Source organism: Ornithinibacillus jepli, from assembly GCF_047228935.1.
GTDB lineage: Bacteria > Bacillota > Bacilli > Bacillales > Amphibacillaceae > Ornithinibacillus.
In genome coordinates this window covers 698,485-714,080 of the sequence record NZ_JBFEGG010000002.1, presented here as the reverse complement: position 1 = coordinate 714,080, position 15,596 = coordinate 698,485, and the positions used below count along the sequence as shown (strand labels likewise).

17 protein-coding genes are annotated in these 15,596 nt (G+C 38.1%); all 17 read right to left on the bottom strand.

From position 1 onward, the window contains the following. Window positions 1-101: 101 nt before the first annotated feature. The 17 genes from fin to metG all read right to left on the bottom strand — a co-directional run bounded on the left by fin (window position 102) and on the right by metG (window position 15,570). Window positions 102-332, bottom strand: coding sequence for an anti-sigma-F factor Fin (gene fin / locus AB1K81_RS11690; RefSeq protein ID WP_412976813.1), 231 nt, complete (start codon window positions 330-332; stop codon window positions 102-104). Between the two features lie 97 nt (window positions 333-429). Next, window positions 430-990: an aminoacyl-tRNA hydrolase gene (gene pth / locus AB1K81_RS11685; protein WP_412976812.1), complete on the bottom strand. Its 561-nt coding sequence runs from the start codon at window positions 988-990 to the stop codon at window positions 430-432. 379 nt (window positions 991-1,369) lie between these two features. Continuing rightward, window positions 1,370-1,993 carry a 50S ribosomal protein L25/general stress protein Ctc gene (locus tag AB1K81_RS11680; RefSeq protein ID WP_412976811.1) on the bottom strand — a complete coding sequence of 208 codons (624 nt, stop codon included), beginning with the start codon at window positions 1,991-1,993 and terminating at the stop codon, window positions 1,370-1,372. A 132-nt stretch (window positions 1,994-2,125) separates the two neighbouring features. After that, window positions 2,126-3,076 (bottom strand): ribose-phosphate diphosphokinase, encoded by a 951-nt coding sequence (locus AB1K81_RS11675; protein WP_412976810.1) that lies wholly within the window; start codon window positions 3,074-3,076, stop codon window positions 2,126-2,128. Between the two features lie 14 nt (window positions 3,077-3,090). Beyond that, entirely contained in the window at window positions 3,091-4,476 is a 1,386-nt protein-coding gene (glmU, locus tag AB1K81_RS11670; RefSeq protein WP_412976809.1) for a bifunctional UDP-N-acetylglucosamine diphosphorylase/glucosamine-1-phosphate N-acetyltransferase GlmU, read from the bottom strand. Between the two features lie 246 nt (window positions 4,477-4,722). Then, entirely contained in the window at window positions 4,723-5,010 is a 288-nt protein-coding gene (gene spoVG / locus AB1K81_RS11665; protein WP_412976808.1) for a septation regulator SpoVG, read from the bottom strand. 178 nt (window positions 5,011-5,188) lie between these two features. Next, window positions 5,189-5,998: a pur operon repressor gene (purR, locus tag AB1K81_RS11660; RefSeq protein WP_412976807.1), complete on the bottom strand. Its 810-nt coding sequence runs from the start codon at window positions 5,996-5,998 to the stop codon at window positions 5,189-5,191. A gap of 65 nt (window positions 5,999-6,063) precedes the next feature. Next, window positions 6,064-6,915: a 4-(cytidine 5'-diphospho)-2-C-methyl-D-erythritol kinase gene (gene ispE / locus AB1K81_RS11655; RefSeq protein WP_412976806.1), complete on the bottom strand. Its 852-nt coding sequence runs from the start codon at window positions 6,913-6,915 to the stop codon at window positions 6,064-6,066. A gap of 309 nt (window positions 6,916-7,224) precedes the next feature. Beyond that, a complete protein-coding gene (locus AB1K81_RS11650) occupies window positions 7,225-7,398 on the bottom strand; it encodes a small, acid-soluble spore protein, alpha/beta type (RefSeq protein ID WP_412976805.1) in 174 nt (57 codons plus the stop codon). Window positions 7,399-7,503: 105 nt separating this feature from the next. Then, window positions 7,504-7,851: an SCP2 sterol-binding domain-containing protein gene (locus tag AB1K81_RS11645; RefSeq protein ID WP_412976804.1), complete on the bottom strand. Its 348-nt coding sequence runs from the start codon at window positions 7,849-7,851 to the stop codon at window positions 7,504-7,506. A 76-nt stretch (window positions 7,852-7,927) separates the two neighbouring features. Beyond that, complete coding sequence (gene veg, locus AB1K81_RS11640) at window positions 7,928-8,194, bottom strand: biofilm formation stimulator Veg (RefSeq protein WP_412976803.1); 267 nt, start codon at window positions 8,192-8,194, stop codon at window positions 7,928-7,930. Window positions 8,195-8,439: 245 nt separating this feature from the next. Continuing rightward, window positions 8,440-9,336 carry a sporulation peptidase YabG gene (gene yabG / locus AB1K81_RS11635; RefSeq protein ID WP_412976802.1) on the bottom strand — a complete coding sequence of 299 codons (897 nt, stop codon included), beginning with the start codon at window positions 9,334-9,336 and terminating at the stop codon, window positions 8,440-8,442. Window positions 9,337-9,450: 114 nt separating this feature from the next. Beyond that, on the bottom strand, window positions 9,451-10,335 hold the full coding sequence (gene rsmA, locus AB1K81_RS11630; protein WP_412976801.1) for a 16S rRNA (adenine(1518)-N(6)/adenine(1519)-N(6))-dimethyltransferase RsmA: 885 nt from the start codon (window positions 10,333-10,335) through the stop codon (window positions 9,451-9,453). Continuing rightward, complete coding sequence (gene rnmV, locus AB1K81_RS11625) at window positions 10,328-10,894, bottom strand: ribonuclease M5 (protein ID WP_412976800.1); 567 nt, start codon at window positions 10,892-10,894, stop codon at window positions 10,328-10,330. Before rnmV ends, rsmA begins: the two co-directional genes overlap by 8 nt. A gap of 205 nt (window positions 10,895-11,099) precedes the next feature. After that, window positions 11,100-12,281 carry a ubiquitin-like domain-containing protein gene (locus AB1K81_RS11620; RefSeq protein WP_412976799.1) on the bottom strand — a complete coding sequence of 394 codons (1,182 nt, stop codon included), beginning with the start codon at window positions 12,279-12,281 and terminating at the stop codon, window positions 11,100-11,102. A 240-nt stretch (window positions 12,282-12,521) separates the two neighbouring features. Continuing rightward, complete coding sequence (locus AB1K81_RS11615) at window positions 12,522-13,289, bottom strand: TatD family hydrolase (RefSeq protein WP_412976798.1); 768 nt, start codon at window positions 13,287-13,289, stop codon at window positions 12,522-12,524. 328 nt (window positions 13,290-13,617) lie between these two features. Beyond that, on the bottom strand, window positions 13,618-15,570 hold the full coding sequence (gene metG / locus AB1K81_RS11610) for a methionine--tRNA ligase (RefSeq protein WP_412976797.1): 1,953 nt from the start codon (window positions 15,568-15,570) through the stop codon (window positions 13,618-13,620). Between the last annotated feature and the right edge of the window lie 26 nt (window positions 15,571-15,596).

The following is a 15,596-nucleotide window of genomic DNA, read 5'->3' as shown; positions in this document are numbered from 1 at the left end:
TCCCTTCGAGCATAGCCTTACTAATTTAATAGCTTTTAAAATCTATTAGTGTAAGCGCAAAAACGCCTTGGTTAGAGAACCAAAGCTTTGTCTTACTTGTTTTATTGTATAAAATAATCTAATTCATGGTATTCCGGATGATGTCCTAATGATTCCTCGCAATTCTCACATATGGCGTTAATTTCGACATCTCCGTTCGCTTTGTACTGAATCATTTCCCTTTTTTCCTTATCTGTAAGTGTATTCCAACCGAGCATTGTTGTATCGACTACTTGCTCTTTTATTTCACCGAGTTTCTGCCCACAATGTCTACATTTATAGACGATAGACATAGAAAAACCTCCTCGAATAAACTTAAATTATTAGTTAATAGGTTTATCCGAAAAGTGTTATTTTATACGGTTAGAATCAATTTGTTCATTTTACGCATTAAACATTAAATTCATTCATTACTTCTTCAAAGGAATTCTCTAACCATTTCTCACAAGCATCCGCTGCTTTGGTGATGCTTTCTTGGACTAGATTTTCTTCCTCTTTCGGGAATGCTCCTAGAACATAATCTACTACAGGGACTGGTGATACTGGTCGTCCCACTCCTAAGCGGATTCGTTTAAAGTCTTTTGTCCCTAATTGATCGATTATGGAGCGAATACCATTATGACCGCCGTGTCCGCCTTTTTGGCGTAAGCGTATTTTGCCTGTAGGTAAATCTAGGTCATCGTAAATAACGAGGACATCTTCTAATGGTATATCATAATATTCCATTAGTGGTCTGAGTGATTCACCCGATAGGTTCATATACGTTTGTGGTTCTAGTAGTAGTACTTTTTCTCCGTTAATGGTTGCTGTTGTATAATTGCCTTTGAATTTAGTTTTGTTTAATTTTAGATTATGGCGGGATGTTAATTCATCGATTACCATGAAACCGATATTATGCCGGGTTTTCTCGTATTTTTTTCCCGGGTTTCCTAAGCCGACAATACATTTCATAATATATTTCTTCCTTTTTATGTATTAGTATTGTGCGATACCCGCGGACCGAATACACTTCGCTTTCCTGCGGGTGACCGGTGAGCCAGGCTACTACTTGAGTAAAATTCTTTGCTGCCTTGCCCCGAGGAAGCCTGCTACGAAGCATCGCTTTCAGACGCAGGGGCATCTCGGGGTCTCACCTATGCCTATCCTCCCGCTGGAGTCTCCGTGTATTCGGACCGCTCACAGCAACGCACCATAATTTGGTTTTAAATTACAATTTTTAACCATAATTTAATAATAATTATTTTCTCTATAAATAAATACAACAATCCCTCCATGATAAATTGATTTATATGGAGGGTTTGGTTTTTATTTTTGGGTAATATGATTGGTTTTAGTCTTCGTTTCTATCAGTTTGTGCTTCTCCGGTAAATTCTGGTTCTGCATCAGTTTCTTCTTGTCCTTCCATGTCTGCATTCGTTGTAGGGGCAAGGACACTTGCAACGATGGTTTCGGGGTCGTCTGTTACTTCATATGTTGTTGACTCACCGATTTCAGCTACTGTGACGATATCACCAATACTTTTATTGGAAATGTCTACTGTAATTTCATTAGGGAAGTTATTTGGTGTAGCTCGTACCGTTACTTCATATAAAGGTTGTTGTACGACACCATTTTCGGGTTCCCCAACGACACGGACTGGAACGGTTGTCTCCAATTCCTGTGACATATTCACTACATAAAAATCAGCGTGTAATACGTGATCCTTAATTTTATCTGTTTGGTAATCATGTAACATTACATTTAATGACGATTCACCTTGAATTTGTAGTGAAATTACAGCGTTTTTCCCTTCATCTCGAACGGTTTTAAGTAGTTCCATACTATCAACTGAAATGGACTTTGCTCCATTATCTTTACCGTAGACAACTGCAGGTACTTGTCCACTTTCTCTAAGCTGTTTCGTTGCCGACTTTGTATGATCTTCTCGTTTTAGTGCATTTAAGGTTACTGACATCATTATCATCCTTCCAATGTAAAACTAGTATCTCATCCAATTTTTTGTGACAACTTCCTCGTATTATTCTATTGTTTATCTAAAGCAGCTTACATCATATAGTATGTTCCCTTAAAACAACTAGATTAAACATTAATCAAATAAAATACTAACGGATTGTTCTTCATGGACACGAATAATCGCTTCCCCGATTAAAGGAGCAACTGATAATTGGGTAATCTTATCAATCAGTTTTTCTTCTGGTAGAGGAATAGAGTTCGTAATCACTAATTCTTTAATTTGCGAGTTTTGAATACGTTCGATTGCTGGGCCTGATAATACTGGATGTGTACAGCATGCATAAACTGCTTTTGCACCATTTTCGATTAACGCATTTGCTGCAAGTGTGATGGTACCAGCAGTATCGATGATGTCATCAATAAGAATTGCTGTTTTACCTTCAATATTTCCAATAATATTCATTACTTCAGCAACATTTGGACGGGGTCTTCTTTTATCAATAATACCAATTGGTGCTTTTAGACGATCAGCCATTTTTCTCGTTCTCGTTACACCACCATGATCCGGTGAAACGATAATGATATCGTCAATATTTTTCGCTTCAAAGTAATCAGATAGAAGTGGCACACCTTGTAGATGATCGATTGGTCCATCAAAGAAACCTTGAATTTGTGGAGCATGTAGGTCTAGTGTAATTACACGGTCAGCACCTGCTGTTTCAATTAAATCTGCAACTAGCTTAGCAGTGATAGGCTCTCTCGCACGTGCTTTACGATCTTGTCTCGCATAACCGTAATACGGCATGACGACATTAATCGTTTTAGCAGATGCACGTTTTAATGCATCCAGCATAATTAAAAGCTCCATTAAATGTTGGTTAACTGGTGAGCTTGTAGACTGTACAACATACACGTCACAGCCACGAACACTTTCTTCAATATTAATTTGAATTTCACCATCACTAAATGTTGTTACCGTACATTTTCCTAAAGAAATACCAATGTGATCAGCAATTTCTTCTGCTAGTTTTTGATTCGAATTAAGTGAAAAAACCTTCATGTTTGAATTTTGGTATTGAGACATGAAATGACCCTCCGTTAATTATTGTCTTTTAATCTGTTTTTTAATCTAGATGCATATCCTTCTTTGTTTGATTGTCTAGCACGAGCAACAGACAATGCATCTGAAGGTACATCTTTCGTGATGGTAGAACCCGCAGCAATAAAGGAGCCTTTCCCAATGGTCACTGGGGCAACTAAATTCGAGTTACAGCCGATAAAGGCGTCGTCTTCGATTGTAGTTAAATACTTGTTTTTGCCATCATAGTTTACTGTAATTGTACCACATCCGACATTAACATTACTTCCTACTTTTGCATCACCAATATAACTTAAATGGGATACTTTACTTCCTTGGCCTAATTCCGCCTTTTTAATTTCTACGAAGTTGCCAATTTTAGCATCGTCACCGATATTAGCATCCGGTCTAATGTGAGCGAATGGCCCAATGTTGACGCGATCACCAATTTTACTATCTGTTGCAACACTTTGTTTCACAACCGAATACTCACCAATTTCACAATTTTGAATCTCACTATTTGGTCCTATCACCGCATTTCCACGAATGATAGATTTACCGCCAATGATCGTTCCTGGATAAATAACAGCATCCGATTCAATCACAACATCAGGTTGGATATACGTATTTTCTGGGTCCATTATGGTAACACCATTACGCATATGGTTTTCATTGATACGTAGCTTCATCGTCTTCTCAGCTTGGGCTAAGGCTACTCGGTCATTTACACCAAGCGTTTCTTCGAAGTTATCGATTTGATAAGCCGTAACCTTTGCCGATTTTCCTTTTAGTATTTCAATGACATCGGTTAAGTAATACTCACCTTGCGAATTGTTATTGGACACACTTTGCAAAGCATCGAATAACGCTTCATTGTCAAAGCAATATGTTCCTGTATTAATCTCAGCGACTAAAAGTTCATCTGGGCTAGCATCCTTATGCTCTACGATACGTTCTACTTCATTTTGCTCATTACGAATGACTCTTCCATAACCAGTTGGGTTAGGAGCTTTCACAGTAAGGATCGTCGCTTTTGATTCTTCATTTTCATGATGCTCAAATAGCTTAGCAAAAGTTTCTTGTGTAATAAGGGGCGTATCACCGCATACTACAATCGTTGTGCCTTTTTTATTTTTCATCAGCTCTTCTGCTTGCATTACTGCATGACCTGTTCCAAGCTGTTCTTCTTGTAAGACGAACTTTGTATGATCACCGAGGTGTTCTTTCACTTTGTCAGAACCAAATCCAACAACGGTAACAACTTCTTCTAACCCTACCGCCTTTACTTGTTCCAGCACGTGCTGTACCATCGGCTTGCCTAAGACCGGATGAAGTACTTTATATAGCTTTGACTTCATACGAGTTCCTTGACCTGCCGCAAGTATAATGGCATAACGCTTTTTCATGAGGATAACCTCCAATATTTAAGATCGATGTCTCCATCATCATATTCTAATAAATATCCATTTTGACTATATCTTAAAAGACAGTTGATTTCAACCAATTGGAAGCAAAACCGGTGGGTAAAAAACTACATGAGAAAGCTAAACGAAGTAGTATTCTTTCAAAGTAGGAGAATTATTCTTAGAGGAACAAAAAAAGAAGGCTAATCTTTAGGAGATTAGACCTCTAGTTGAAAAGGGTTTCAATTCTTAGGAAGCCCCAGCTTCCTCAAATTCCACTTCTTCACCTGCACGGCGATATTCTTCTAATACTGCTTCTTGGATTTTAGCCCTAGTATTAGAGTTTATCGGATGTGCGATATCTCTGAATTCACCATCAGGAGTTCGTTTAGATGGCATTGCTACGAATAATCCATTATTTCCATCGATTACTCGGATATCATGAACGACAAATTCTTGATCTAACGTAATAGATGCGATGGCACGCATTCTACCTTCCGTATTAACACGGCGTAATCTTACGTCAGTTACTTCCATGCTGATTCACCACCTTTTCGTCTTCGAGTTAGTTAATTAAATTCTACAAAAATTTGAAAATTCCTGCTTAGTTTTTGAAAAAAGTTTAATAATTTACACAAAAAGTAAAATATTAGAGTATTTTTTACTATTTTACTAAAAAAAAGACTATCCTCTAAAGGCTAGTCTTCAAAAATAACTAAATGAAATTACCACGCTGCACCGAAATAAAGTTTTCTTTAATATCTACATCAGATATTTTTACGAGCGACAAATATTCATTCACTACACGCTCTTCTTCTTCATCATCAGCTTCTGCTAGTACTCCAATTGCTTTAACATTCGTATTAAATTCTTTTAATAGACTTACGATACCATTAATCGTGCCGCCAGCCTTCATAAAGTCATCGATAATACATACGTTAGAGCCTTCCTTCAAGCTCCGTTTTGGAAGTACCATCGTCTGGATTTTTCTAGATGAACCAGAGACATAATTAATACTTACCGAGGAACCTTCTGTCACCTTTGGATCTCTTCGCACAATAACGACTGGAACATTTAAGAAGGATGCAACTGCATATGCCAGGGGGATTCCTTTGGTAGCGACCGTTACGACAACATCTATATCTAATTTTGAGAAGTTTGAAGCAAATATCCGTCCAATTTCACGTACAGTATTCGGCTCACCCAAAATATCGCTCATATATAAATATCCGCCCGGGAGAATACGATTTGGATCCTTTAAGCGTTGACATAGCTGATCAACAAATTCTATTCCCTTCTCTGTCGATGCTTCAGGGATAAACATTACGCCGCCTGCAGAACCCGCTAATCGTTTTAAATATCCTAAACCTTCCGCTCTAAACATTTGGTCTATAATGTCCAAATCTTCACTGATAGAAGCTTTTGCTGCATTATACTTTTCTGCAAATGATGGTAAGTTCTTATGCACTCTAGGGTTTTCTAGAAAAAAGTTCGTAATTGCAACTAAACGTCCACTTCTTTTCATGCCTTCACCTCTAAAACCGAATTATTATATCTAAACATACCACCATTATACGTATTTAGCAAGTGCTAGCCGATTAGTCTTACTAAATAAACTTCTTGGCAAAAGCCTTTCATTCCATTGTAAATTCGCTGTGCTTTACTTTGTTGTTCTACTAATCCGTAAACCGTCGGACCACTACCGCTCATTAATACTCCAGACGCACCAGCTTGTCTCATTTTTTCTTTTATCCTGTTTACTTCTGGGTGCAGGGATGAGGTAATCGGTTCTAGGGAGTTACCGATATTTTTACAAAGCTTATCAAAGTCCTTTTCATACAATGCTTCCACAACGGCTTCCGTATTCGGGTGGATAATCTCGTCCATTTTCACTCGTTGAAAAATGGTTCGAGTCGAAACACCAATATTTGGCTTAGCTAATACGACCCAAAATGGTGGGGGTGATGGTAACTTTTCCACTATTTCTCCGAATCCTTTAGCAATTCCAGTTGAACCATAAACACAAAACGGAATATCCGATCCTAAGGTTGATCCAAGATCTGCTAATTCATCTAATGGAATATCCATGTTCCATAATTGATTTAACCCGCGTAATACCGCAGCAGCATCCGTGCTACCACCACCTAGCCCTGCCGATACTGGAATTACCTTCTCAATCTTAATATGGACCCCTTTTGTAATATTATATTTTTGTTTAAATGCCTTAGCAGCCTTATAGGCTAAATTCCTCTCATCATTCGGAACGTACCTGCTCCATAATGAAACTTCAATCCGATCTTCTTCCAAGGTATTTAACTCAATTCGATCTGCTAAATCAACGGTCGTCATTATCATTTCCACATCATGATAACCATCATCACGTTTACGTAAAACGTCAAGCGATAGATTGATTTTAGCAGGCGCTTTCTCAAAGTGAGTCATCTCCGTCACCTACTTTTTTCATGTATGGAAATTGTAACATATATTAAAAACGGTTGCGACTTGTAATATGGTTCTTCTGATGCCGCTCAAGAAATATATACGGGAACAGTCGGAGTTTATATAAACCCTATTTAGTGCTGGGGCGATAAAGAAGGGAACTGATGAGGCTTATCTAAACCCTATTCAATGCTGGAGCATTAAATTAGGAAACTGATAAAGTTTATCTAGTCTCTAGATCGCTGTTGACTATTCGTGTCATGGTCTGTACCTGTAGTTATACTTTTATATAAATTAAAAAGAGCAGACCTCTTATGATCTGCTCGATAAGTTTTGCTCGGCTATTTCAATTGCACGTTTCACCATGTTCCCGGCATCCCTTGCCTTAATACCGCCCCAACCTTCTTTTTGAACCGTGTCGTAAAAGCCTAACTCTTTTGCAATTTCTTCTTTCAACTGGTCAGACATAATCCCACGTCTACCCAAAGAAGAACAACCCCTTTCGTGTTATAACCTGTTACGACATTTATATTCTTTGCATTAATGGAGGAGTTAGCCTAGTTATATGTAGGTAAACAAGGAAAAATATGACTAAAACTGATATTCCTTCAGCATACTTTCTAACTTGAGTGCTAATCCAATATTACCGTCTACTTTAAGTTTCCCCGTCATAAACGCAGTCATACTATTGAGATTTCCTGCTAAAAATTTTCTAAAGATAGCATCCTTCATTTTTAAAGTACAATCAGCATTTTCAGCGGCTCCTGCATGAATCGATAAGTTGCCATTATCAAAACGTAACACGTAGCTAGCATCCTCATCCGTAATTTGAATTTCATATGTAGCCGTTGTTCCTGCGTAAGGCTCTTTCTTATCGGATAGTTTTGCCTCAATATCCTTCCATACATCTTCCAATGTAGCCGTTTCAAGTGAGCTCATGTTCTCCCCCCTATGTTAAAAATTAAAAATTGTCAAATAATTATAACCAAAAAATAAAGATCAGTAAACCATTAGGCTACTGATCCATTAACATCATTTTTGTATGTTCATCATTGAAGTTAAGTTCTACTGTTTCTGTTAGTACGTCTGCATAGCTGTATGAAACACGTTCGAAAGCATTCTCATCTTGATCTAGTTCTACGATAAATACAGAAGGATACGTTTCTGCTAAAATTCCCGTTCTTTCTATCGTCTTTCTTCTGCCACCATTAGCTTTTAACGTTAATCGCTTCCCAATTTGACACTCAAGACCTTGCTTAATTTCGGTTAATGTTTTAGCCAATACACTCCACCTCACTGTAAGTTAACTATAACATATGCTTGTTTCAAAGTCAAATAAAATCTTATATTATAACAAGATACGTTTTTTACTGTCAACAAGTAAATTCTAGTTATTGGTCTTATTATTTCTAAATGTTAACATAATATGTATATTTTTTTGGATTTTAGTGATAAAAGTCCTAGTGGCACCGTATTTGAATAAAAAACAAAACTCGACTTCCTTTTTCTAGCAAGTCGAGCTATGCCCTATTGTTCCGTCTGAATGGAATTACTTGATTCTGATTCATCCTCAATTAAATAAGGTAAACCAGTTCGGAGTAATCCTTTCGTTTCCACGCCACCCATTCCCTTCTCTCCTGTCATTGTATTACGAAGTGCATCCCATACACTGACCTTCTCCATAAACGGTGTATACGCTATCTTAGCTGCGATATAGACTGGATCTAAGGCATGAATGTTAATTCGATGCGGAGAGCTGGCAAAATTCGCTCCTGCGCGGATTAACGATTCAAAATGGGACTGACATGCTCCTGCAAAAATAACTAACTGGTCAAGGTGTGGAACCATTTTTCTTGCTTCTCTGACAGTCTCTGCAAAATATTTAGAATGGCGATATGCTCGTAAATCCTGTTTCGTACCTTTACTTTTGGAAAATGAATCGTGTCCGGTTATGACAATAATATCTGGTTGAATTTTTTCAATTAGCGAGTGTATGTGAAATGGCATTTCTTTTTCGTTCAAATGAACTCCGTGCACTTGTAATCCTAATCGTTGATATAAACTGATACATTTCCTTAAGTATGTTTGATCCCCATCTAGATGGAGGACTTTAGCAGGTATTTGAAAGTACTCTGCATATTGATACCCATCTGTAGATTGGTAATCGCGCTTTTCCTTCATCAACTGGTAATCTTGGCGAAACAACCGGTAAGAAAATTCTTCTTGTTCTTTTCCTTTTTGTCGTCTCTTTTGCAATTCTCTTTCTTCGACCTTTGTTAGATCATCTAACGGGGCATCTGCTTCTAATCGTATATCTTCTCCGTAAAGAATTGCTTTACCCTGTTTGATGGATGAGACTCGAAATAATAAATCATGATGATATGATTTCCTTGTGACTAGTTCACCTACTAATTTACGCTCCATATATACACCTCACAGCTTTCATGTACATGAAAGCATTCTCCTCTATAGGTTATGAGTAAAGTGCCTTATACGTGCTTTAACCAATATAAAAAAGGTGCCATGACCTGGCACCTTCTAATTATCCTGTTGTAACTTGTAAAAAGCGTTAGCAAGAGTGCTAAATTCTTGCATATCGAGTGATTCGCCACGTCTTGTACCGTCAATACCAATCGCTTCAAGTTGTTCATTTATAGTATCTTTATCGAACACGCCTTTGAAGTGACTAGTAAGATTGTTGCGGAGTGTTTTTCTCCTTTGTGCAAATGCTGCTTGTACTAAAGTGAAAAAATAATCCTCATCCTCTACCTGTACTGGAGGCTCATTTCGAGTTACCAGCTTTAATATGCTGGAATCCACATTTGGCTGTGGCATGAATACCGTTTTTGGAACATTCATGACCACTTTTGCTTCGGTATAGTATTGTACTGCAATCGTTAACGATCCATAGCTTTTCGTATTAGGCTGCGCAGCCATACGGTCAGCTACTTCCTTCTGAATCATAACGGTAATACTTTCCACCGGTAAGCCTTCCCGTAGCAATTTCATTAAAATTGGTGTCGTAATGTAATAAGGTAAGTTAGCTACGATATGGATTGGCTGGCCTTCTTCAAAGTTTTCTTTTATGACGTTGTGTACATCCGCTTTTAAAATATCTTCATGAACAATTCGTATATTATCATAATCAGATAATGTGTCCTCTAATATCGGTAACAGGCGCCCGTCAATTTCAAAAGCAACGACTTTATCAGAGTGGATGGCAAGTTGCTCCGTTAATGCCCCAATACCAGGACCAATTTCCATCGTTCCTGTCGTCTTATCTATTCCTGCATGACCAATAATGTTTTTGAGTACATTCACATCAATTAAGAAATTTTGTCCGAGACTCTTTTTAAAGGTAAAAGCGTATTTTTGTAGTATTTCTCTTGTTCTGATTGGGGTTGCGATATATTTCTTATCCATGAATGTCCTCCTGATTTAACTTACTTAACGCTTCTTCAAATTGTGCTTTTGATATTTGAAACATGTTTAGACGTTTCAGTAATTGTTTTCCATTCGTGTGACCAATTTGTAATAGTTCCCCGAGCTGTTCTCGTCTTCTACTCGCACCCGGCCCACCAATTAACTGATGGTGAATAAGATCTTCTTTCGTAATATCAGTCTCTTCCACCTCAGACAGTTCATATACATCCTCTAATGCCTTTCTTATGGCTTCTACAGAGGCATGTTCAATTCCTAGACTTTTGTTAGTGGGATGCTTTGCACGGGCGTTATCTCTTGTTAGGAATGCGTGCTTACACCCTGGTATGGCATTATTAATAATTTGCCTGATCCGTTCGCCTGGGTAGTCTGGGTCAGTGAATATGATCACGCCACGTTTTTCTTTGGCGTGTTTTATTTGTTGTAAGGTTTTTTGATTTATGGCTGAGCCGTTAGTTTCGATCGTGTCTGCGTCGACCGCTAGTTTTATTTTAGTTGTATCATCTTTTCCTTCAACGACGATTATTTCTTTTATTTTCAATGATTCTTCCTCGCTTTATACAAAATAAACCTACCCTCTGACCTACTTTCCGGTCCATATACACTATGCATCCTACCACATTAGTCTCCTTGTATATTGCCACTAAGGGGAAACACTTAAAAGTGAAGTCTATTTATATAGTATAACTTTATTTCATAATAAAATATGCTCTTACCACTATAACATGGTAAGAGCACGGTTTTCATTAATCTAAAATTTTTACTTTTACTTTTCGTACGCCCCATTGATATGCGTCTGCCTTTGTTGGGACGTGGATATCGATGCGGTTTCCTACGATGTGACCACCGGTGTCACCAGCAATTGCTTCTCCATAGCCTTCTACCCACACTCTAGTGCCGAGAGGGATGACACTTGGATCAACTGCAATGACTTTCATGTTTGGATTTGCTTTTAGATTTAAACCGGTAGCTGTATATCCAGAACAACCACTACATAGAGCAGTAAATGCGCTTGCTGTCATCGTAAATTCTTTGCCACTACCTGATGATAGCGCAACTAGATTTTGTGGTTCTTTTGTTCCTACTGCTACAATTCGGTTCTTACTTTCTTTTGTTACTTCTTCACTTACTAGTTCACGGTCAACCTCTTTGCCATTTTCATACGTAATTTCATATGTTTTGACAACGGAACCTTCTTCACCAGCTGAAATAACCTTTTCTTTTCCTTTTTCTAAAGAACTATCATGTCGTGTTTCTGTATCGAAAGCGACGGAATCCGTTACTTCCTCTACTTTCTTTTCAATTCGAACAATGGAGATTGTAGTATCTTTTGTAATTGTTTTATCAAGAGCTGGCTTAATTTTGTCTAGCTCTGATAATTCAATATTTCGAGACTTTAACAATTCCTCTACAGATCCACCTGTTGTCCAAACCTTTTCTTCTTTCCCGCCATCTTGAATCGATATTTGGAATGCTTGCTCAACGGTAACGTTAATTCCATCTTTAATCGCAGTATCTAAGGCTACAGAAAGTTCATCATGTTCAGAGAAAGAGAGATTCTTTTCTTTTAGAAAATCTCCAACTGTATCGGCAACTGTAAAGTATGTTTGTTCTTCGCCATCTATTGTTACGACAACTTTATTTGCTTTTTTGTATTCTATTTTCATTCCGTCTGCAATCTCTGCACTTATATCATGTGATAGCGCATCATGCTCTCCGACTTCAATTCCTACTTCTTCTAGTAGTTCTTTTACAGTATCAGCATGTGTAGCAATTGTTCTATCTTTCCCATTTTCAGCGAATACTATTTCTTTTTGAGTAGCATGAAATAGTATTAGACTGGCAAATGCTAAAAGAGCAATTATACCAATATTTGAAATAACCAGCATCCGTTTCGAGGCCGGCAATAGCTTTGAAAGAATTCGCATGCATCTTGCCTCCTTATTCGAATTGATTATATAGACACTATTATGTAAAAGTAAATATTTATAGGATTACGGTTACTTTACAGTTTTATTACAATGCGCTTGTCAACAAGTCTTAAAAGTCTCAAAAACCGTTGCTATTACTAGCTTTTAAGCACGAAAAAAAGACTAGCGTATTTCTAGTCTTTTCTATCTAAAAATATGAATAAAATATGAAATTTGTAGTAAAATTTACCCCAACTACTATTTTATTCCGAAAACTTCGAATGCGTTTTTAGTCGTTTTTTCACATATTTCTTCGTAAGATATTTGTCTTATTTCTGCAATTTTTTCAGCTACTAATTTTACAAATGCTGGTTCATTTCGTTTGCCACGATTTGGGTGTGGAGCTAAGTATGGAGCGTCCGTTTCGATGAGTAAACGATCGATTGGTACAACGCTTGCTACTTCCTTTGGCATTGGTGCATTCTTAAAGGTCACTGGTCCACCTAACGAAATATAGAAATTCATGTCGAGGCATGTTTGGACATAATCGACAGAATCATTGTAACAGTGCATAATTCCGCCAACTTCTTTAGCGTTTTCTTCCTTTAATATTTCGATGATGTCTTCTGTTGCTTCGCGATTGTGGATAATGATTGGCATGTTCACTTTTTTGGCTAATTGAATTTGTTTGCGAAATACTTCTTTTTGAATATCTTTTGGTGATTTATCCCAATGATAGTCCAAGCCCATTTCACCAATGGCTACGACTTTGGGGTGTTGTGATAATTCTTCAATCCATGCGAGGTCTTCGTTGGTCATATCGATAGCATCTACCGGGTGCCAGCCTACTGCCGCATAAATGGTTTCGTGTTGTTCTGCTATTTCTATTGCTAGTGGGATAGTTTCGCGGTCAAATCCTACGACGACCATATGATTGACACCGGTGTCAAATGCGCGTTTGATGACTTGGTCGCGGTCTTCTAGGAATTGGGTTGCGTTTAAGTGTACGTGTGTATCGAATAGCATGTTATCGTCCTTTCTATAGGAAAAGGTCAGAATCTACAAATGTAGTATGCTGACCTTTATAAATTCTATGTCTGCCACCTACCATGTCCGCAGGCAGAATACACTCCGCTTTCCGCGGGCGGCTGTGAGCCAGGCTACTACTTGAGTAGACTTCTTTGCTGCCTTTCCCCGAGGAAGCTTGCTACAGAGCATCGCTTTCAGACGCAGGGGCATCTAGGGGTCTCACCTTTGCCTTTCCTCCCGCAGGAGTCTCCGTGTATTCTGCCTGCTCCGTGGTAAAAACCATATCTATAATAAAACAACTACAATTTTTTATTATAGAAAACTGTTATTTAACTACCGAACCGTTTGGTAGGGTTTGGTCTGTGGTTGCTAGGGATAGGTTGCCGTTTTGGTCTTCGCCTGATAGGATCATGCCTTCTGACATTTCTCCGCGTAGTTTTACTGGTTTTAGGTTTGTGACGCAGATGACTTTTTTGCCTATCATTTCTTCTGGTGTATAGTATTTTGCGATTCCTGAAATGACTTGGCGTTTTTCGCTACCTAAATCTAGCTGTAGTTTTAGTAGTTTATCTGCTTTTTTCATTTTTTCAGCATGAATAACTTCTGCTACACGCATATCTAGTTTCATAAAATCATCATAGACTATTTCAGCTTTTTTATCTTCTAGCTTCTCTTCTTCTTTTTCTTCTACCGCAGGACCTTGCATCATCGCTTTAATAGCTGCTACTTCCTCTTCCACTTCTAGACGTGGGAATAATGGTGCACCTTTTACAACCTTCGTGCCAGGATTAATTTGTCCTAGCTCATAAATGCTATCCCATTCTTTTAAAGCCTCATCCTGTACACCAAGTTGCTTAAACATCTCAGCTGGTGATTTGGTTAAGAATGGTTGAAGCATAACAGCTACGATACGCAGAGAGTCTGCTAGATGAGCCATTACATTTCCTAGTCTAGCTTTATTCGCTTCATCCTTTGCTAGAATCCACGGTGTAGTCTCATCGATGTATTTATTCGTTCTACTTATCAATTGCCAAATAGAGGATAGAGCGACAGAGAACTGCATGTCTTCTAGTGCATCTTCTACTTGTTTGATTGTTTCTTTAATCGTCGCCTCTAGTGATTCATCTACTTCTGTTTCCGCAAGACGATATTCTGGAAGCTCACCATCAAAGTATTTTTCAATCATGGCAACAGTACGGTTTAATAGATTTCCTAAATCATTTGCTAAGTCGAAGTTCGTACGCTCTACAAAGCCTTCTGGTGTAAATACTCCGTCTGAACCAAATGGTACTTCACGTAGTAAATAATAACGTAATGCATCAAGACCATAGCGATCAATTAAGCTATCCGGGTCTACTACATTCCCTTTCGATTTAGACATTTTACCGTCCTTCATTAAAATCCAACCATGAGCAAACACTTTTTTAGGAAGTGGTAAATCTAATGCCATCAACATAATTGGCCAATAAATCGTATGGAAACGAACAATCTCCTTACTCATTAAATGGACGTCAGCTGGCCAGTATTTCTTGAATTTATCTTCATTTTCAGAGCCATAGCCAATTGCCGTAATATAGTTACTTAGCGCATCAATCCAAACGTAAATAACATGCTTCGGATCCCCTGGAACTTTAACTCCCCAGTCAAACGTCGTTCTAGAAACCGCTAAATCTTCTAAACCTGGCTTAATAAAGTTATTAAGCATTTCATTTTTACGGCTTTCTGGTTGGATAAACTCTGGATGCTCATCGTAATATTGAACTAAACGATCTACATATTTACTCATTTTAAAGAAATAAGACTCTTCTTTCACCATTTCTACCTTGCCACCACAATCCGGGCAATGCCCATTTACGAGTTGGCGCTCGGTAAAGAAGGACTCATCAGAAGTACAATACCAGCCTTCATATTGATCTAAATAAATATCGCCTTGTTTCACTAATTGATCAAAAATCTTCGCCACGACTTTTTTATGACGTTCTTCCGTTGTACGGATAAAGTCATCGTTTGTTATTTCTAGCTTTTTCCAAAGCTGCTGAATCCCACTTACAATTTCATCTACGTATTCCTGCGGGGTTACACCCTTTTCTTCTGCTTTACGTTGAATTTTTTGACCGTGCTCATCTGTACCAGTTAAGTACATTACATCATAGCCACGCATACGCTTATATCGAGATATGGCATCTCCTGCAACTGTGGAATAAGCATGTCCTATATGTAATTTACCACTTGGATAATAAATCGGTGTTGTAATATAAAACGTTTTCTTCTCACTCATCAAATGGCCTCCTCGCAACCTTTTAT

Bases quoted from the DNA above. Each gene is read 5' to 3' on its own strand.
- fin (WP_412976813.1), bottom strand. From the start codon at position 332: ATGTCTATCGTCTATAAATGTAGACATTGTGGGCAGAAACTCGGTGAA.
- pth (WP_412976812.1), bottom strand. From the start codon at position 990: ATGAAATGTATTGTCGGCTTAGGAAACCCGGGAAAAAAATACGAGAAA.
- AB1K81_RS11680 (WP_412976811.1), bottom strand. From the start codon at position 1,993: ATGTCAGTAACCTTAAATGCACTAAAACGAGAAGATCATACAAAGTCG.
- AB1K81_RS11675 (WP_412976810.1), bottom strand. From the start codon at position 3,076: ATGTCTCAATACCAAAATTCAAACATGAAGGTTTTTTCACTTAATTCG.
- glmU (WP_412976809.1), bottom strand. From the start codon at position 4,476: ATGAAAAAGCGTTATGCCATTATACTTGCGGCAGGTCAAGGAACTCGT.
- spoVG (WP_412976808.1), bottom strand. From the start codon at position 5,010: ATGGAAGTAACTGACGTAAGATTACGCCGTGTTAATACGGAAGGTAGA.
- purR (WP_412976807.1), bottom strand. From the start codon at position 5,998: ATGAAAAGAAGTGGACGTTTAGTTGCAATTACGAACTTTTTTCTAGAA.
- ispE (WP_412976806.1), bottom strand. From the start codon at position 6,915: ATGACTCACTTTGAGAAAGCGCCTGCTAAAATCAATCTATCGCTTGAC.
- AB1K81_RS11645 (WP_412976804.1), bottom strand. From the start codon at position 7,851: ATGAGCTCACTTGAAACGGCTACATTGGAAGATGTATGGAAGGATATT.
- yabG (WP_412976802.1), bottom strand. From the start codon at position 9,336: ATGGAGCGTAAATTAGTAGGTGAACTAGTCACAAGGAAATCATATCAT.
- rsmA (WP_412976801.1), bottom strand. From the start codon at position 10,335: ATGGATAAGAAATATATCGCAACCCCAATCAGAACAAGAGAAATACTA.
- AB1K81_RS11620 (WP_412976799.1), bottom strand. From the start codon at position 12,281: ATGCGAATTCTTTCAAAGCTATTGCCGGCCTCGAAACGGATGCTGGTT.
- AB1K81_RS11615 (WP_412976798.1), bottom strand. From the start codon at position 13,289: ATGCTATTCGATACACACGTACACTTAAACGCAACCCAATTCCTAGAA.
- metG (WP_412976797.1), bottom strand. From the start codon at position 15,570: ATGAGTGAGAAGAAAACGTTTTATATTACAACACCGATTTATTATCCA.